15 protein-coding genes are annotated in these 18,066 nt (G+C 52.5%); 5 read left to right on the top strand and 10 right to left on the bottom strand.

Annotated elements, in window-relative coordinates; translation table 11 throughout:
* Positions 1-16 precede the first annotated feature (16 nt).
* From nusB to yajC, 8 genes are read right to left on the bottom strand one after another with little or no spacing between them, the layout of a single operon-like run.
* On the bottom strand, positions 17-436 hold the full coding sequence (gene nusB / locus CWI71_RS10090; RefSeq protein ID WP_126755141.1) for a transcription antitermination factor NusB: 420 nt from the start codon (positions 434-436) through the stop codon (positions 17-19).
* 11 nt (positions 437-447) lie between these two features.
* Positions 448-912, bottom strand: a complete 465-nt coding sequence (gene ribH, locus CWI71_RS10085) for a 6,7-dimethyl-8-ribityllumazine synthase (protein ID WP_126755140.1) — start codon at positions 910-912, stop codon at positions 448-450.
* Positions 913-956: 44 nt separating this feature from the next.
* The gene (locus CWI71_RS10080) at positions 957-1,556 is read right to left on the bottom strand and encodes a lysophospholipid acyltransferase family protein (RefSeq protein ID WP_241967708.1); all 600 of its coding nucleotides are present in this window, start codon (positions 1,554-1,556) and stop codon (positions 957-959) included.
* Positions 1,557-1,574: 18 nt separating this feature from the next.
* A complete protein-coding gene (locus tag CWI71_RS10075) occupies positions 1,575-2,441 on the bottom strand; it encodes a DUF3014 domain-containing protein (protein ID WP_126755139.1) in 867 nt (288 codons plus the stop codon).
* A gap of 15 nt (positions 2,442-2,456) precedes the next feature.
* Positions 2,457-3,239: a peroxide stress protein YaaA gene (gene yaaA / locus CWI71_RS10070; RefSeq protein WP_420849298.1), complete on the bottom strand. Its 783-nt coding sequence runs from the start codon at positions 3,237-3,239 to the stop codon at positions 2,457-2,459.
* Positions 3,240-3,257: 18 nt separating this feature from the next.
* The gene (secF, locus tag CWI71_RS10065; protein WP_126755138.1) at positions 3,258-4,205 is read right to left on the bottom strand and encodes a protein translocase subunit SecF; all 948 of its coding nucleotides are present in this window, start codon (positions 4,203-4,205) and stop codon (positions 3,258-3,260) included.
* Between the two features lie 8 nt (positions 4,206-4,213).
* Positions 4,214-6,061, bottom strand: a complete 1,848-nt coding sequence (gene secD, locus CWI71_RS10060) for a protein translocase subunit SecD (RefSeq protein WP_126755137.1) — start codon at positions 6,059-6,061, stop codon at positions 4,214-4,216.
* Positions 6,062-6,079: 18 nt separating this feature from the next.
* A complete protein-coding gene (gene yajC / locus CWI71_RS10055) occupies positions 6,080-6,415 on the bottom strand; it encodes a preprotein translocase subunit YajC (RefSeq protein WP_126755136.1) in 336 nt (111 codons plus the stop codon).
* 214 nt (positions 6,416-6,629) lie between these two features.
* Between yajC and CWI71_RS10050 the strand changes: the two genes are divergently transcribed.
* Both CWI71_RS10050 and CWI71_RS10045 read left to right on the top strand, forming a co-directional pair.
* Positions 6,630-7,247 (top strand): trimeric intracellular cation channel family protein, encoded by a 618-nt coding sequence (locus CWI71_RS10050; protein WP_126755135.1) that lies wholly within the window; start codon positions 6,630-6,632, stop codon positions 7,245-7,247.
* A 2-nt stretch (positions 7,248-7,249) separates the two neighbouring features.
* Positions 7,250-10,624 (top strand): hybrid sensor histidine kinase/response regulator, encoded by a 3,375-nt coding sequence (locus CWI71_RS10045; RefSeq protein ID WP_126755134.1) that lies wholly within the window; start codon positions 7,250-7,252, stop codon positions 10,622-10,624.
* On the opposite strand, the gene CWI71_RS10040 is transcribed toward CWI71_RS10045, so the two are convergent.
* Positions 10,613-11,278, bottom strand: a complete 666-nt coding sequence (locus tag CWI71_RS10040) for a response regulator (RefSeq protein ID WP_126755133.1) — start codon at positions 11,276-11,278, stop codon at positions 10,613-10,615. The genes CWI71_RS10045 and CWI71_RS10040 overlap by 12 nt on opposite strands.
* Positions 11,279-11,380: 102 nt before the next feature.
* On the bottom strand, positions 11,381-13,642 hold the full coding sequence (locus CWI71_RS10035) for a TonB-dependent receptor (RefSeq protein WP_126755132.1): 2,262 nt from the start codon (positions 13,640-13,642) through the stop codon (positions 11,381-11,383).
* Positions 13,643-13,838: 196 nt separating this feature from the next.
* Here CWI71_RS10035 and CWI71_RS10030 point away from each other — a divergent pair, with 196 nt between their 5' ends.
* The 3 genes from CWI71_RS10030 to CWI71_RS10020 are packed head-to-tail and all read left to right on the top strand — an operon-like array spanning position 13,839 to position 18,028.
* Positions 13,839-15,134, top strand: a complete 1,296-nt coding sequence (locus tag CWI71_RS10030) for a GntP family permease (RefSeq protein ID WP_126755131.1) — start codon at positions 13,839-13,841, stop codon at positions 15,132-15,134.
* A 14-nt stretch (positions 15,135-15,148) separates the two neighbouring features.
* On the top strand, positions 15,149-16,822 hold the full coding sequence (locus CWI71_RS10025) for a long-chain fatty acid--CoA ligase (protein WP_241967706.1): 1,674 nt from the start codon (positions 15,149-15,151) through the stop codon (positions 16,820-16,822).
* 12 nt (positions 16,823-16,834) lie between these two features.
* Positions 16,835-18,028 carry an E22 family MetX-like putative esterase gene (locus CWI71_RS10020; RefSeq protein ID WP_126755130.1) on the top strand — a complete coding sequence of 398 codons (1,194 nt, stop codon included), beginning with the start codon at positions 16,835-16,837 and terminating at the stop codon, positions 18,026-18,028.
* Positions 18,029-18,066 lie beyond the last annotated feature (38 nt).

The raw sequence follows: 18,066 nt of genomic DNA, 5'->3' as shown, positions 1-18,066 counted from the left end.
TAGTCGCTTTTCTTCGTTACTTGCGGGCCGGACGCAAGCTGTCGATAGCTTTATCCAGTACACCATTAACGAAACGGTGACTCTCATCAGCGCCAAACGACTTGGCCAGCTCAATGGCCTCGTTTATGGCCACTTTGTAGGGTACATCATGACGTTCGCGCAGCTCGAAGGCTGCCAGACGTAACACCGCGCGCTCGACCTGATCGAGTTCATTCAGCGGACGATCCAAAAACGGCGATAAGGCCTCGTCCAGGGTTTTGACCTGGCCGGCCACACCGCGAACCAACGCCAAAAAGTAATCTACATCAATTTTGCTGGTGTCATTGTCAGTGAGAAACTGAGCTTCGATGTCGCTCATGCTGTTTTCACTTAACTGCCATGAATAAATGGCCTGAACCGCTAATTTACGCGCCTTACGACGTGCAGCAGGTTTCATTGTTAATCCTCTTAAAGCTGTTCGAGCACGTTCACCATTTCCAAAGCACTTAAGGCTGCTTCAGAGCCTTTATTACCGGCTTTGGTACCGCTACGTTCAATGGCTTGCTCAATAGTATCAGTGGTGATCACGCCGTTGGCTACAGGTAGGTTGAATTCATGCATGACGCGGCTCAGACCGCTGTTGCACTCACCCGCAACGAAGTCAAAGTGAGGTGTACCGCCGCGAATCACCGCACCAATGGCGATAATAGCGTCGTAGTTGCCGCTCGCGGCCAGCTTCTGTGCCGCTAACGGCAACTCATAAGCGCCGGGTACTTTGACCACTGTGATGGCATCGTCACTGACCTGACCGTAATGCTTTAAGGTCTGTACCGCACCGTCAAGTAAGCTGTCGACAACAAAATGGTTAAAACGCGAGACCACCAGGGCAAACTTTTTACCCGGTGCCGCGATGCCAGCTTCAATAACCTTCATGATTGCATCCTTTTAAAGAAATCGGCGCGATGATAGCACAAATTTTAATTTCCGGCATGCTGAGGATTTTTCCCTTCAGCATGGGCAACCGCGTGTTTGACGCGTTGCAACTCTTCGTCGATGTCACCGGTAATCATCATTGGCGGACGAATATCAATCACCCTACGGGAAAAATCCATCCCTACCGGAATAACGGGTACCTCAGCCCTACGCGCCATGTGCAAAAAGCCTTTTTTCCACTCACTGACTTTTTTCCGGGTACCCTCGGGCGCCAGAGCCAGAATAAGCTCATCCCGCTGTTCGAACTGTTCTACCATTTGCCCGACGACACCCTGCGCCGCGCGGCGATCCACCGGAATACCGCCAAGCCAGCGCAGCAGGCCGTTTACCGGAAAGCGAAAGATGGTGTGTTTGCCAAGAAAGGAAAGTTTCAGACCCAGCGCCAGCATTACGAATACGCCGACGAAAAAGTCCCAGTTCGAGGTATGCGGCGCGACCGGGATAATGGCTTGCCGGGTCTGCGGCAATTCGCCTTCAATGCGCCAGCCGCCTAATAGCCGCATCCCCACTCTGCCGATCCAGCGGCTGAAACGGTTGCCACGCGTTGGCAACGGTGCCCGCAGGTGCTGTGGAATCCTATCCATACTCGTCAGGCCGCCTGGTTAGGGGTTACGCATCGCCTCGCGAATGCTCTCAAGTTTTAATTTTACCCGACGCATGTTGTCCGGCCCCAGGCGCAACATCTGTTTTTGCGCTTCCGGAAGAGCTTCCAGCGCCGGGTCAGCGTAACGGTACATAACCGTCTCATCTGTCAGTTCAATTACTGTACCAACCGACGGCGTTTGCATTAGCATGTCGATAGCATCGAAGATAACTGTTTCAGGCGCGGTATCAGGATAGCCAATCTCAGTTAAAGCCTGCTGGACCAGAGGTTCATAATCGTCCAGCATGCTTACTACTACGTCGGTATCAAGACTGACAAACCAGTCAACCACCGTGTTATAACGATCGTAGGAGCGTGGGTCTATGTAGATTTTACCGTCCTGCTCCAGCACCCGGAAGCGCGCTTTCGGGCCACTGACGATGGCGGCATCTTTGACCACGACACCGTTACGTAGATTATCCACAAACACCACGGCGTCACGAATCAACTGTTCACTTTGTATCGGTTCGACTGGCTGTCCCGCTGCTTTTAACTGCTCCAACACTGGCTCGGTGCTTTGCGCTAGCGGCGGCAGTTCCGGTTCCGGTTCCTGCTGCTCAGTGGTTACCTCTGGCTCAGCCTCCGGCTCCCCCAATTCAACTGTATCTGCAGGTTCCTCGACCAACTCGGTTTCGGCTTCAGTGACTACAGGCACCTCAGGTTCTACCACCTCAACAGGCTGTTCAATGACGTGCCGTGGTGGTTGCTGGTCCTGCGAAACATACCAGATAATGGCGACAGCGATGGCAATCACAACCAGGGATGCAAGCATTAGCTTACCTCTGGCTGGTGTCGTCTTCTGACTACTAAATTCTGTGTCACTCATCACCTTCTCCTCAGTCTATTGATCGCGCTCAGCACGCTGGAATACCAGTTCGCTTTCACTCGATTGCTCGGCATTAAACCGGTAACCGTTGGCATTAAACTTTTTCAGTTCCGCGACGCTGCTAACCTTTTCGTTCATTATATAACGAGCCATGGCACCGCGCGCTTTCTTCGCCCAGAAACTAATTACTTTGTACTGGCCGTTCTTCTCGTCCTTAAAGACCGGAGTTACGATATCCGCCCGTAAATGTTTCGGGTCAACACTCGAAAAGTATTCATTCGAAGCCAGGTTGACCAGCAGATCGCTATCAATGGCCTTCAGGTCTTCATTCAGCGTGTCAGTAATGACATCGCCCCAAAATTCATAAAGGTTTTTGCCCCGTGCGGTATCTAACTTAGTGCCCATCTCTAACCGATAGGGCTGCATTAGATCAAGCGGGCGTAATACTCCATATAGACCCGACAAGATGCGTAAATGTTCCTGCGCAAAAGCAATTGTTTCGTCAGACATTTTTTCTGCCTGCAAACCGCTGTACACGTCGCCGTCAAAAGCGAACACAGCGGGCCGCGCATTCTCGGGAGTAAACGGCTGATGCCAGTCGGCAAAGCGCGCGGCGTTGAGTCCCGCCAGCTTGTCGCTGATCTTCATCAACGAGCCTAGCTCCTGCGGCGACAAGGACTGGCAACGATCGACCAATTCCTGCGCATACTCAAGTAAACGTGGCTGACTGTACTCGTCAGTCGGCAACGGGCTTTCGTAGTCCAGGTTTTTTGCGGGTGACAATACCACTAGCATCATCCGTTCTCCTTTCACTGCTTAAGGCATGGGCTCGAGATCTTCGCCCTCTTTCTCTACTTCCGGCGGCATCAGATCTTCGCGGCTGACACCCAGCGCCAATGCCAGTGAACTGGCAATGTAAATAGACGAGTACGTACCAATAAAGACACCGAACAGCAATGCCGTTGCAAAACCGTGAATAAGTGCGCCACCTAAGAAGAACAGCGCCAGCAATACCAGCACCGTCGTCAATGAGGTAATTACCGTACGGCTCATGGTATCCGTCAGGGCGCCATCGATAATTTCCTCTGATTCGCCTTTACGGTACTTACGGAAGTTTTCCCGGATCCGATCGCACACTACCACGGTATCGTTAATGGAGTAACCAATCACCGCCAGCAATGCCGCCAGCACCGTTAGGTCGAACTCAAGACCCAGTACGGAAAACAAACCCAAAGTAATGATAACGTCATGCGCAAGCGCGCCCACCGCACCTAAGGCCAAACGCCATTCAAAGCGAAACGCGATATAGGCCAGAATACAGATCAGCGCGGTCAGCATGGCCAGACCGCCCTGCTCCGTCAACTGCTCGCCGACGTTCGGGCCGACAAACTCGATACGGCGCATGGTGACTTCTTCAGTGCTCGCCTCGCGCAGTAAACTTAAGACTTGATCACCTACCTGTTGCGCCTTCACACCCTCTTGTGGCTCAAGGCGAATCAGTACGTCCTGCTGGGTACCAAAGTTCTGCACCACGGCACCGGAGAAGCCATTGGCATCAAGCGTGGCACGAATGTCACTCAGGTTTGCTTCGCGTTCGTAGCCAACCTCAATCACCGTACCGCCGGTGAAATCAAGGCCCCAGTTCAACTGATTAATCGCAAGTGAAGCAATCGAAGCAATCATTAAGAGACCACTGAAAATCCATGCGCCTATCCGCAGGCGCATGAAAGGAATGGTTTTATCCGTTTTAATTAGTTCGCGCATGTGGCCTCCTAAACCGATAGCTTATCAATGCGTTTGCCACCCCAGATGGCATTGATAACGGCACGTGTACCCACGATAGCCGTAAACATTGAGGTCACAATACCGATTGCCAGGGTCACCGCGAAGCCTTTAATTGGTCCGGTACCAATAGCAAACAAAATAATTGCCGCTATCAACGTGGTTACGTTGGCATCAGCAATGGTTGACAGCGCACTGTCATAACCGTGGTGAATGGCCTGCTGCGGACTACGCTTGGCTTTAATTTCCTCGCGTATGCGCTCAAATATCAGCACATTCGCATCAACCGCCATACCTACGGTCAGAACAATACCGGCCATACCCGGTAAAGTAAGTGTAGCACCCGGAATCATCGACATCACACCGACAATCAGCACCAGGTTCGTAGCCAGGGCAAGATTGGCAACCATACCAAACTTCTTGTAATACATAACCATAAAGGCCAGTACCAGAACGAAGCCCCAGATGATCGCCTGCATACCCATATCAATGTTTTCCTGACCCAGGCTTGGTCCAACGGTACGCTCTTCAACGATTTGAATCGGTGCAATTAACGCACCGGCGCGTAGCAACAAGGCCAGATTCTGTGCTTCCTGCACGGAGTCCAGCCCGGTAATACGGAAGCTGCTACCAAGTCGTGCCTGAATGGTAGCCACGTTGATAACTTCTTCTTTGCGCTCGAAGATAATATTACCTTCGGCGTTACGCTCCCCGGTGGCCTTAAACTCGATGAACAAGGTTGCCATCGGCTTGCCAATCGCATCGCGAGTTGCCAGTGACATTTTGTCACCGCCAGCGCCGTCCAGCGTAATGCTTACCTGAGGACGCTGATTTTCATCAAAACCTGAGGTCGCATTGACAATATGATCGCCGGTCAGAATGACATCTTCTTTTAGCAGTACGTTCCCGCCATTGCGATTTGGATAGAGCTCCGAACCAAAAGGTACCCGACCCATCTCGGCATCGCGAATGCTATTTTCGTCGTCCACCATACGGAACTCGAGGGTGGCCGTAGCACCGAGAATTTCTTTAGCGCGAGCGGTGTCCTGTACGCCTGGCAGCTGCACCACAATGCGATCCGCGCCCTGGCGCTGAACGAGCGGCTCGGCCACACCCAGCTCATTGACCCGGTTACGTAAAATCGTCACGTTCTGTGAAATCGCGTAATCCTGCGTTTCTTTCAGCTTCGCCTCGGTCATACGCAAGGTAAGTTGCTGCGCGGCTTCGTCGTCAATCAGGGTGTAACCGTCATAAGCTCCGTCCAGATAGCGCATTGCGGCCTGAAAATCGTCGGCAGTACGCAGGCGAATCTGCAAACCGTTACCGTCGCGCTCGACGCTGGTGTAACGAATACGCTCTTCACGCAAATCCGCGCGCACTGTGTCGCGCATCTGGCCGAGAATTTTGCGCATGGCTTCGTTCATGTCCACTTCCATCAGAAAATGGACACCGCCACGTAGATCAAGGCCGAGCTTCATCGGCGACGCGCCAAGCGCCTCCAGCCAATCTGGTGTGGCCGGCGCTAAATTCAGAGCGACGACATAATCGGTACCTAACTCTTGCAACAGTGCCTCACGCGCACGCAACTGTTCACTATCTGAGTTTAAACGCACCAGTAGCTGGCCATCTTCGAGCACCACCGACTTCGGTTCGATATTGATCTCTTGCAGCCGGTCTTCGACACGGCCCAGGACCTGGGTATCCACCGTCGTGGTACGCGTTGCGGAAACCTGAACGGCAAAGTCTTCACCGTACAGGTTGGGCAAAGCGTACACTGCGGCCACCGCAACAATGACGATGACCATCAGGTTTTTCCAGAGCGGAAACTTGTTTAACACGTTACATCCTTATCTCTGTTACAGAGATTTCATGGTTCCTTTTGGCAGAACCGCTGTTACCGCCGACTTCTGCACGGTCACTTCTACACCCTCTGCCAGAGCGATGACCATAAAATCTTTATCTTCACTGATTTTGGTAATGCGACCTACCATGCCGCCGTTCATGAGTACTTCGTCACCTTTGCTGACGCTGGCAATCAGTTCTTTATGTTGCTTGACACGTTTTGCCTGTGGACGATAAATCATGAAATAGAAAATCAAGCCGAACATCACCAGCATGAAAATCAATTCCATACCACCACCTTGCTGTGCTGCGCCGTCTTGTGCGTATGCGGTACCGATTAAAAAGTCCATAGTTTCCTCATTCTTATCGAGTTAAGTAGAATCATATTGAGATGGGGCTGTTCCTTTACTAAACAACCCTCAGCCGCAATTTTTGTCAAAATTGTTCCGCATTCTAACGAATTTATCGCCTGTTGGGGAGAGATCTTGGTAACTCACCGCTAGGCATCTGTAACAATCCATGCGAAACTGACTTTTTTAGTCCAAAAATCAGTCGACAACAGCAATGGAAATCTTCTTTTACTGGTTTGATCATCTGGGCGTCGCGGTGTTTGCCATTTCTGGTACCTTGTTGGCGTTCCGCAAGAATATGGACGGCTTTGGCGTCATCGTGCTGGCCGGTGCGACCGCTATCGGCGGTGGCACCATTCGCGATCTTATTCTCGACCTGCCAGTATTCTGGGCCCATGACCCTACCTACCTGTATACCATTATTGCAGCAGCGGTACTGACCATTTTCTGGTTACGTCTGCGCGATTATATCCATCAAAAAACCTTGCTGATTGCGGATGCTATCGGGGTGGCCTTTTTTACGGTTATGGGCGCCCAAAAAGCGTTGATGGCCGACTTCCCGGCGATTATCTGTGTTACTATGGGCACCATTACCGCCTGTTTCGGTGGCATGATCCGTGACGTGTTAGCGCGTGATGTGCCGATGGTGCTGAAAAGTGAGCTTTATGCCACCACCTGCATTGTGGGAGCAAGTGTGTATGTGCTTTTGGCCGCATTCAATCCGTTACTGGCCCTGTTTATCGGAGGCCTGACCACCTTGCTGCTACGCCTGGCGGCCATTCGCTGGCAGTGGCATCTTCCGGTATTTCAGGAACACAGTGATTCGCGTTAATTATGCTGCCCATTGCGCTCACGGTTATTCTTGCCACACTTTATATCGCGCTACTTTATAGCATCGCGTACCGTGGTGAGCGCAAGCCGCCGAATCAGGTGAAACCCTATCGCTATGCGCTGGCGCAAGGTATTCACTGCACCACCTGGGCATTTTACGGAACTATCACCCAGTCGGCCTATTACGGCTGGTCAATGGCGCCAACTTATGTGGGCGCCATGGCTGTTTTTCTGTTTGCGCATCGTATTCAGATGCGCCTGCTACATGTCTGTAAACAGAAAAACCTGACGTCCATTGCCGATGTTATCAGTCATCGCTACGGCAAGTCGTCCGGACTTGCGCTGGTGGTAGCTTTACTAGCCTTGTTTGGTATTGTGCCCTATATTGCGCTGCAACTGCGGGCAGTTACCGGCAGTTTTGCAGTGGTAACCGGGCTTGCTGACGCGCCTTTACCCTGGTTTGGCGATGTTGCCGCGCTGGTCGCCCTGGCGATGATGGGTTTCGCTATTTTATTCGGTACGCGCCGCCTATCGCTGGCGGAACAACATTCCGGATTAATGGACGCCGTTGCCTTCGAATCTGTGATCAAACTCGGCGCTTTTCTGGTGGTTGGGTTATTTATCAGTTACACCATGTTTGATGGCGTTGCCGATCTCATCACGCAGGCCGCGCAACAGCCGCAAGTAGTCGAGGTTTTACAGGGCAAACCCGAAGGCGCCTTTATCTATGTCACGCATATTCTGCTGGGCGCCATTTCCATGTTCTGCCTGCCGCGGCAATTCCATGTTTGTTACATTGAGAATACCGACCCGGAAGAACTGCGTACCGCACGCTGGGCTTTTCCCCTTTATCTGTTCGCGATTAATCTGTTTATCTTACCCATCGCGTTAGCCGGCCTGATGCTGGTGCCTGAAGCAGCCACGCAAGACACCTTTATGCTGCAGTTGCTGTTGCTTGCCGAGCAGCCCGCCATTACTGCGGTCGCGTTTATTGGCGGTCTGGCCTCGGCAACCAGCATGGTGATTATTGCTACGCTGGCACTGAGTATCATGATGTCCAATGATGTGATTATGCCGATGTGGCTGCAACTAACGCAGCGGCGACTGCGAAAACTTACCTTCACCCCCAATCGTATTCTCACCATCCGGCGTACCACCATCGTCACCATAATCGCGCTGGCTTTTGGTTTTCATAAACTGACCGAAGCCAACCTGCCGCTGGTAAATGCCGGTTTACTCTCGCTTGCACTTTTGGCACAGCTGGCGCCCGCACTGTTGGGCGGCTTGGTCTGGCGGCGCGGCAATTACACCGGCGTGGTCGCGGGCCTGGTGGTGGGTACCCTGCTTTGGGCCTGGTTCTTATTGTGGCCTTCACTAGCCAATGATCAGCAGTTACTGGATATCGATCTGGCCCGTGGTGTTGTCCTTAGCCTTGGCTGTAACCTCGCGCTGTATCTGCTCGGATCGTGGCTAAGTACGGCACGTACCGACCCCGGGCAACGCCGCGACTGGAGCAACCCAACCGAGCAGCATCAGGAACTGTATCAACATCAGCCAATAAGTTGGGGCCGCCTGCGACAGGTGCTGGCACGCTTTTTTGACTCGGTTGAGATTGAGCGTCTGCAACAGCGCGCGCAGCTTGATTTGACGAGCGCCAGCAATGATGACTGGGTGCCGACACCGATCCTGGCACGCGTTGAGCGAGAACTTGCCGCTGTCATCGGTAGTGCCGCTAGTCGTATTTTATTAGAGGCTGTCACGCAACAACCCGGTATGCCAATTGCGCAGGTAGTGAACTGGGCAACGCAAGCATCACAGCTGTATAAATTTAACCGTGAATTATTACAGGCCTCGGTCGAGAATATCCCGCAGGGTATCAGTGTGGTCGATCAGGATCTGCGGCTGGTCGCCTGGAACCAGCGCTACGAAGAAATTTTTGGCTACCCTAAGGGCTATCTTACCGCCGGCATGCCGGTAGCCGAGTTGCTGCGCTATAACGCCGAGCGGGGTCTGTTAGGCAACGGTCGGCCCAACCAATTTGATGCAGAGATCGATAAGCGCCTGAACTACCTGCGTTCGGGCAGTGCCTATCGCTATCAGCGGCAACAAGGGAACTTTCATATTGAACTGCAGGGCGCACCTATGCCCGGCGGTGGCTTTGTCACCACCTATACCGACATTACCGAGTTGGTAGTAGCGCAACAGCAGTTGGAAGAAATTAACCGCGAGCTTGAGCATCGGGTCGCTGATCGCACCCAGCAATTGCTCGCCGCCAAGCAGGCGGAAGAACGTGCGCACCAGAGTAAGAGCCGTTTCTTTGCCGCCGTGAGCCATGATCTCATGCAGCCCTTTAACGCGGCAACGCTGTTCTGCGACATGTTACGCCAACGCTTAGAGGGCGAGCACGGTGTACTGGCCCGTCAGATTCAGCAATCACTGCAAAATGCCGAAGAACTACTCACCATGTTACTTGATATGACCCGTCTTGAGGCCGGCAACCTGCCGGTCAACAAGCAATTGGTGACCCTGCATGAGGTGATTACCCCGGTACTCGAGGCGCAGCGTGTCATTGCCGCGGAAAAAGGCCTGCGAATTGACTATGTGCGCTGCTCGGCACAGGTTTATACCGACCGCAAGTTACTTAGTCGCATGTTGCAAAACCTGCTTTCTAACGCGGTCCGCTACACCAGTAGCGGACGCATTCTGATAGGTTGCAGGCGCGCAGGCCAGGGCGTAAGGCTGCAGGTCATCGATACTGGCCAGGGCATTCCGCCAGACCAGCTACAGGCGATTTTTCGCGAGTTCCACCAGGTAGAGCCGCAAGGCGATAACCCCGGTATTGGACTGGGTCTGGCCATTGTCGATCGTCTTAGTAAACTGCTGGAGATTCCTCTCGAAGTGCATTCACAGGTCGGTCAGGGAACACGTTTTTCGATTGCGCTGCCGGTTGCGCGCTGGGGCGTACAAAGCGGCGCGCCGGTGACCGCCACGGCGAGTTTCAGCGAGAGCTTTCTGGCCGGTATCACTATCTGGTTGGTGGACAATGATCAGCGCATGCTGATGGCGGTGCAGCAATTGCTGCAAAGCTGGGGCGCCAGCGTTAACAGTGCCACCTCAATGGACGGTCTAAACACTGAGGCAGCAGTACCGCATCTGGCGATTGTTGACTACCATCTGGATGACAATATTACCGGAATTGAGGTGCTGAGCACGCTGCGCGGGCAGCTCGCGCTGTCCGATTTACCCGCAATTGTGATTTCGGCGGATCCCGATGAAGTGCTACGCGAACAAGCCATTGCCGCGCGTGCCGGCTTTATTCCCAAACCACTGAAGCCCGCCGCCTTACGACGGTTACTGAAGCGTTACTTAGAGCTCTGAGCCTGGCAAAGATGACTCTGGTACGTTCAGCATTTGCTTGAAAACAATACCTGCCTGAGTGCGGTTTGTCACTTCCAGTTTGCGTAAAATGGCCGAGACATGCTGTTTAATGGTGGTTTCCTGCACGTTCAGCTCATAAGCGATTTGCTTATTCAGTAAGCCATCGGCAAGGCACTCGAGTACGCGATATTGCTGTGGCGTTAACAGCTCAAGACGCTCGGCAAAGTCGATTTCCTGTGCCACTTCAGCGGCGTCAACGGCGTCACGCAAATGCGCTGGCAGCCAGGTGTCGCCCGCTAACACACAATGTATTGCCGCCTGCAGTTCAGCCAACGGCATCGACTTCGGAATATAAGCGCTGGCACCAAAAGCCATGGCCTGACGGATGACCGACAGCTGTTCATTTGCCGAGACGACCACCACCAACACATCGGGAAAGCGACTCCGTAGTGAGGTAATCGCCGATAAGCCTTTGTTACCGGGCATGGTCAAATCAAGCAGCACCAATTCTAATTGGGGTTGTTGTTCCAATACCTCAAGCAACTGCTGAAAATTCGCGGCCTCAGCGATATCTGTTGAAAGGGTTTCCGTCAACGCCTGTTTCAGCGCGGCGCGGAATAAAGGATGATCATCAGCTATTACTGCACGAGCCATAGTAGTGGTTGATTGGTGTAAACTGATGACCATGCTAGCGCGTCCAGGAAGAAAAGTCAGTGGTTACCCACAGAATGTGAGTAACCACTTATTACAGGGAGCTTAAAACTTATACCCCACTGACAGCGAAACCGTACGTGGGTCGCCGTAGTAGGAAACGACCGCGTCATCGCCAAAGGTAGGACCAAAGTTATAACCACCGACACGATATTCTTCGTCGGTCAGGTTTTTACCATGCAGACCTACACTCCACTGACCGCCGTTCGAGTACCAGACAACACTGGTGTTGACCAGACCATAAGCGTCCTGATCAAGAGGTGATGGAGCCTCGAACATTTGCGTGTCATCGCGATAAGCATAGTTACCTGACCAGACGATTTGGCCATTACTAAACTCAAAGGTCTTATCAAAAGCGATGTTGTAAGTCAGTTCCGGCGTATTCTGGAACGACCAGGCATCGGTGACATCCGTCGTCTCGCCAGTCGCTGGCTCGGTGTAGACCACAGAGTCAAACTCAGCATCGATATAACCTAACATCGCGGTGAAGTTCAGGCTTTCAGTCGCAGCAAAGACGGTCTCAACTTCAAAACCTTTCACTGTTGATTCACCGGCGTTCAGCACCTGAGATGAGATACCCGCAGGTACGACACGTTGTACGGTCACCTGCATGTCCTGGTAATCAGAGTAGAAAATGGCACTGTTCAAACGCATGCGTCCGTCGAGCAATTCTGATTTCATACCAAACTCGAAGGTATCAACGATTTCCGGATCGTAAGGCTCGTCGATGGTCGGGTTCAGTGACTTGTCGCCACGCATATCAACACCACCGGACTTAAAGCCGTTGCTGTAGCTACCGTAGAACATTACGTCATCATTGGCCTGATAGTTCAGTGCCACATGTGGTGAGAAACGACTCCAGTCACCGCCACTCGTGAAGTCAGAGTTAACTGAGAACGGCTGACCAAACTCATTGAGTACCTGGTCCGGATCATAAGGGGTTTCCAGCCCGGCTTGATTTATATAGTGCACGCCAAGATAGGTAAAGCGGAAAACATTGGCTTCTTTCTCGTCACGGGTGTAGCGCCCGCCCAGGGTCAGACTCCAATCATCGTTGAGCTGGTAGCTTCCCTGACCATAAACAGCGACGCTGTCAGTCTGCACGCAGCCACCGTTGTCGACGGTTACACCACCAAATGCTGCCAGGTACATCGGCAACACCGTACCAAATACACCGCAGGCTTCGCCGTCGTAGTAGTAAAGGCCACCGACAAAGTCGAAGTTGCTGTTATTGGTGTAAGTAACCTGGAACTCCTGGGTAAACTGCTCATCTTCATAGATAGCAGGTACCATGAAGATCGGCTCGCCCGTGGCGTTAAAGTCGATGTTAGTGTCGGTATAACCTTCGCGGCCCGCTGTAACTGACTTAAAGCCCCAGTTCGCATCTATATCCCAGTTGTAAACGACTGACCAGCCTTCTGTTTCAACCAGGTTATCAACTGGCATAGCGGTATTGGAGTCATATACATCTTCGTAGGGTTCCTGACCGGTGACCAGACTGGTCTGTAAGCGGTGCGCACCTTTTGAGTTCGACTCATCTTCAGTTTTGTCGTACGAGAATTTCAGATCCATATCGCGATTAATCAGCCACCTGGCTGAAACACGATAGGTCAGCAGATCTTTATTATAGTTCTCTTGACCAGTATTCACGTATTCACCGAAACCGTCGCGTTGCAATGACGCAACGGCAGCGCCTACGTAAAAGTTATCGCTTAAAGCGGTTTGGCCAGAGATTTTCAGGTCACGCTGGTTATAGCTACCAACCGTACCTTGCACCGATAGCTCATCGTAGCCGGTGAGCTCTTTGGTGACATATTTTAACGCACCACCGATAGTGTTTTTACCATAGAGCGTACCTTGCGGCCCACGCAGAACCTCAATACGCTCGAGGTCAAAAACTTCCAGTACCGCGCCTTGCGGCCGGGCAATGTAGACATCATCAATATAAACACCCACGCCCGGCTCGAAACCCCATAACGGGTCTTGCTGACCGACACCACGAATGTAGGCTGTCAGCGTTGAGTTGGTACCGCGGCTGACCTGAATGGTAGCGTTCGGAATACGTTGTTGCAGCTCAGTAATATCTTCAACACCGACTTCTTCAAGGTCGCTGGCACTGAATGACGACACCGCTACAGGTACGTCTTGCAGACTTTCGGTTTTACGCCGCGCGGTGACTTCAATCCGCTCTAACGCCGTGGCTTCATTCTCGTCGGCCTGCTCTTGTTGCTGCGCGTAAGCAGGTAAGCTCACCACTGACGCGACGGCCAGCGCAAGCAAGGAATGTCGGAACTTGGGTTGACTCATGATGTCATTCTCCCGGTAACTGTTATTGTTGTACTTTTATTGTTTATTGTTACGTGCTGTCGTAGCACAATTTTCGTTATGGCATGGTTACCCTAGCGCAAAGAATCTGATTTGTATTCTGTACGTTAGTACTATGTAAAATCATCAAGCTCTCACGCATCATGTTGCCATCAGAATAATAAGAAAGAGGTAATGCATGTTAAGCATGATTGGATTGGTCGGTGGTTTGGTACTGTTGATTGTACTGACTCTACGCGGCATGAACCTGTTTATAAGCGCACCCTTGTGTGCCGTCATTGTCGCCCTTACCAGTGGTGTGCCCTTATTTCAGGGCGACGTTAATTTTGTCAGTGCCTATATGGACGGCTTCGCCAGCTTCGTCGCGGCATGGTTCTTCATGTTCTTACTCGGCTCGTTATTCGGTAAGTTCATGGAGGACACCGGCGCTGCTGACAGCGTTGCGCACTGGATTATTGGTAAACTGGGCAAGAAGCAGGCGGTCTTAGCTGTGGTACTGGCCTGTGCCATTTTAACCTACGGTGGTGTCAGCGTCTTTGTCGTCGCCTTCTCAGTTTATCCGATGGCGCTGGCGCTGTTTAAGGACGCCAACCTGCCGCGGCGTTTTATTCCGGCCGCGCTGGCATTCGGTTCCGTTACTTTCACTATGACCTCGGCGGGGTCACCGGAAATTCAGAACTGGATTCCGATTCAATACCTGGGCACGTCACCTTACGCTGCATGGGAAGTCTCGTTGGTGGTTGCCGTCATTATGTTCGTGATCGGTTACTGGTGGCTGACGAAAATGATTAAAGCTGCGGTGCATCGCGGTGAAAGCTTTGAACAACGGGCCAATGACCCATTGTTGGTGGAGCGCCAGCTGCCGTCGCCCATCAGCGGCCTGGTCCCCTTGATTGTGGTACTGACGCTCAGCTTTTTGTTTCATGAGGAACTTAAGCAAAATGCTCTGATCATTGCCCTTAGTGGCGGCGTTCTGGCCATTGCTATTATTAATGCGAAGTACTTCCAGAATATCTCCAAAGCCATCGGTGAAGCTTCAACCGGCGCACTGATTGCCATTGGTAACACCTCGGCAGTGGTGGGTTTTGGTAGTATCGCTAAAGTGACGCCGGCGTTTGCTGATGCGGTGACTTTTATGACCAGCCTGCCCGGTAATGAGTTAGTCGGCGCCGCGGTCGCGGTAAGTGTTATTGCGGGTCTTACCGGCTCTGCCTCTGGCGGTCAGGCGATTGCGCTACCGGAAATTGGCCCCCACTACCTGGAACAGGGCGTTAACCCTGATCAGCTTCACCGGATCGTGGCCATCTCGTCCGGCGCGCTGGACTCATTACCGCATAATGGCTACGTGGTAACGACCATCCGCGCCATCTGTAACGAAACGCATCAGGCTGCTTACTGGCCGGTTGCGGCGGTGACCGTGGTAGTACCGTTTATCGGACTAAGTATTGCGATTGCTCTCTTTAATATGTTTTAAGCGAAGGCGGTAATATGTTTGAAACGACTGAACAACGCGCTCCGGCCTACCCCGGAGCCATGCAACCAAGCCAGTTGCTGATCATTGACCTGTTACGTCACGGCGCGCGCCGTCATCCCCGACAAGAGGTGGTCAGCCGCCGCATTGAAGGTGATATTCATCGCTACACCTATGCCGACTGTTACGCCCGCACGTGCCAACTGGCTCACGCTTTGCAAGCGTTCGAAATTGCACCTGGTGATCGTATTGCAACACTGGCGTGGAATACTTATCGTCACCTTGAGCTTTACTATGCCGTCAGCGGCATTGGTGCCGTATTACATACGGTGAATCCGCGTCTCTTGGCCGAACAAATCGCCTGGATCATGAAAGACGCCGGGGCAAGCTGGCTGTTTGTCGACGCCTGTTTCGCTGAACTTGCCGCCGAAGTGGTAAAAGACCTACCGCAGCTCAAAGGTATCGTGGTGCTTGCCGACCATGTGCAGCAGCCCGAACTGACACAGGTAACGCAACCCCTCTTCGCCTACGAGCAGTTACTGACAGAGCAGCCTACAAAGTATGATTGGCCGGCCTTGCACGAAGATAGCGCGGCCTTGCTCTGTTATACGTCAGGTACTACCGGCAATCCTAAAGGCGTATTAAGTTCGCATCGTGCCATGGTATTGCACGCGCAGGCGACTGCCAGTGCTGAACTGCTGGATCTGCGCGGCGACACCGTTTTGATGCCGATGGTTGCCATGTATCACGCTGGCGCCTGGGGCGCACCTTACGCCGCACCATTGGCCGGTAGCAAGCTGGTATTACCGGGCAGTGGCATGAGCGGCGGCGCCATGCACGAGCTGATTACGCAAGAGAAGGTAAGCGTGGGCCTGGGCGTGCCAACCATCTGGTTGACACTGCACAATTACTTAAACGAAACACAAGCACAAGTGCCGTCTCTGCAACGGGTTTGTGTCGGTGGGGCAGCGTCACCGCTGGGCTTAGTAAAGACCTTTGACGAAAATTACGACGTATTCTGGCAGCCTATCTGGGGAATGACCGAAACCGGTCCATTGGCCAGCTCGGCGCCACCTGAACCCAGTCTGATGGAGCTACCTAAAAAGCAACGCTATCGCATTCAGACCACCGCAGGTCGCGCCTGCTTTGGCGTTGAAATGCAAATTGTTGACGCCGATGGTCAGGCGCTTGCGCACGATGGTGAAACCAGCGGTGAGTTGCGGGTGCGCGGGCCATGGATTGCCAGCAGCTACTTTCAGCGTAGCGACCCTGATACTTTTTCTGACGGCTGGCTGGCAACCGGTGACATCGCGGTCATTGATCCAGACGGCTACATGAAAGTAGTGGATCGAAAAAAAGATGTCATTAAAAGTGGCGGCGAGTGGATCAGTTCGCTCGATATTGAGAATATCTGCAGCCAGCATCCTGCCGTAAATGAAAGCTGCGTCATTGGCGTTAAACACCCGAAATGGGATGAGCGGCCACTGCTACTGGTCGTTGCCAACAAGGGCAAACAGCTGGATAAAGCCATGCTGTATGAATTTATGCAGGGTAAAATTGCCAAATGGTGGACACCCGATGACATTATTATCGTCGACGCATTGCCCCATACCGGCACTGGAAAATTAGTGAAAAATGAGCTACGTAAGAAGTATGCTAACTATCTCATCGAACAGTCTTCCGACACTTAACAGGAACCCATTATGAAACGTCTGACTTGCTTTGTGGCGCTGCTTTTTTCATTGATTGTCAGTGCTGGCTCTGCTGCGCAAGATGCGTCAGAGCCGTTACTGGTCGAAAAACAAAGCTTCAGCTTTGAAAATTTTGAAACGCTCGGCGGTGAGGTTATTCCTGAAGTCACCATTGGCTGGGAAAGTTACGGTGAGCTGAACGAAGCCAAAGATAATGTAATTCTGATCACGCACTTTTTCTCGGGGAACAGTCATGCTGCCGGCAAATACAATGGTGACGATGCCCTGCCGGGGTACTGGGACAGCATTATTGGGCCCGGCAAAGCCATCGATACCAATAAATATTTCGTGATCAGCTCAGATACCCTGGTCAATGCTTTCCCTCATGATCCGAACGTCATCACTACCGGCCCTGCGTCTATTAATCCTGAAACCGGTAAGCCTTACGGACTGGACTTCCCGGTCGTCACCATTCGTGACTTTGTCAACGTGCAACACCGCTTATTGACCAGTCTGGGGATTGAGCAACTGCATGCCGTGATCGGCGCATCAATGGGCTCATTGCAGGCGCTCGAGTGGTCGATTGCCTACCCGGACATGGTTGAGCGCATGGTATCGGTGATCGGTGCCGGCGCCATGGACGCCTGGACCATTATGACGTTGGAACATTGGGCGCGTCCGATTAAAAACGACCCGAATTTTAACAATGGTGACTACTACGATGCCGAGGCGCCACTGACCGGTATTACCAGCACACTGGCAATGATTACCCAGCAGGCCATGCACCCGGTGAGCATGAATATGCGTGCACCTAAGCCAGAAGTCCTGCCTGAACCTGCGCTTGAGAGTGTGCTCAACAGTACTCCGGTACTTGATTTCCTATTTGCCAACGCGGCGCAGCGGGCGCCTCTCGCCGATGGTAACCACTTACTTTACCTGGTACGAGCCAATCAGCTATTTATTGCCGGTCATGAAGGTGACCTTGCGTCGGGTCTTGCCAAGGTGAAAGCCAAAACCTTGTTTTTACCGGCCAAAAGAGATCTGCTGTTACAGCCTTATTTGGCACAGCAAGCAGTTAGCCTGCTTGAACAACAAGGTAAAACACCGGGCTATGACGAAATTGACGGGGTCTGGGGACATCTTGATGGTCTGTTTAGTATTCAGAGTAAAGCAAGTCGCATCGAAGCCTTTCTGGAAACAGAGTAGCCAATCAGCTAACGAACAAGGGGCGCTGCGGCGCCCCA

Origin of the sequence: Pseudidiomarina insulisalsae (assembly GCF_003987065.1) — a bacterium.
GTDB lineage: Bacteria > Pseudomonadota > Gammaproteobacteria > Enterobacterales > Alteromonadaceae > Pseudidiomarina > Pseudidiomarina insulisalsae.
This window is presented reverse-complemented; position numbering and strand designations above follow the sequence as displayed.

Bases quoted from the DNA above. Each gene is read 5' to 3' on its own strand.
- CWI71_RS10075 (WP_126755139.1), bottom strand. From the start codon at position 2,441: ATGAGTGACACAGAATTTAGTAGTCAGAAGACGACACCAGCCAGAGGT.
- ribH (WP_126755140.1), bottom strand. From the start codon at position 912: ATGAAGGTTATTGAAGCTGGCATCGCGGCACCGGGTAAAAAGTTTGCC.
- secF (WP_126755138.1), bottom strand. From the start codon at position 4,205: ATGCGCGAACTAATTAAAACGGATAAAACCATTCCTTTCATGCGCCTG.
- yaaA (WP_420849298.1), bottom strand. From the start codon at position 3,239: ATGATGCTAGTGGTATTGTCACCCGCAAAAAACCTGGACTACGAAAGC.
- nusB (WP_126755141.1), bottom strand. From the start codon at position 436: ATGAAACCTGCTGCACGTCGTAAGGCGCGTAAATTAGCGGTTCAGGCC.
- CWI71_RS10080 (WP_241967708.1), bottom strand. From the start codon at position 1,556: ATGGATAGGATTCCACAGCACCTGCGGGCACCGTTGCCAACGCGTGGC.
- CWI71_RS10050 (WP_126755135.1), top strand. From the start codon at position 6,630: ATGGAAATCTTCTTTTACTGGTTTGATCATCTGGGCGTCGCGGTGTTT.
- CWI71_RS10025 (WP_241967706.1), top strand. From the start codon at position 15,149: ATGTTTGAAACGACTGAACAACGCGCTCCGGCCTACCCCGGAGCCATG.
- CWI71_RS10045 (WP_126755134.1), top strand. From the start codon at position 7,250: ATGCTGCCCATTGCGCTCACGGTTATTCTTGCCACACTTTATATCGCG.
- CWI71_RS10040 (WP_126755133.1), bottom strand. From the start codon at position 11,278: ATGGCTCGTGCAGTAATAGCTGATGATCATCCTTTATTCCGCGCCGCG.
- CWI71_RS10035 (WP_126755132.1), bottom strand. From the start codon at position 13,642: ATGAGTCAACCCAAGTTCCGACATTCCTTGCTTGCGCTGGCCGTCGCG.
- CWI71_RS10020 (WP_126755130.1), top strand. From the start codon at position 16,835: ATGAAACGTCTGACTTGCTTTGTGGCGCTGCTTTTTTCATTGATTGTC.
- CWI71_RS10030 (WP_126755131.1), top strand. From the start codon at position 13,839: ATGTTAAGCATGATTGGATTGGTCGGTGGTTTGGTACTGTTGATTGTA.
- yajC (WP_126755136.1), bottom strand. From the start codon at position 6,415: ATGGACTTTTTAATCGGTACCGCATACGCACAAGACGGCGCAGCACAG.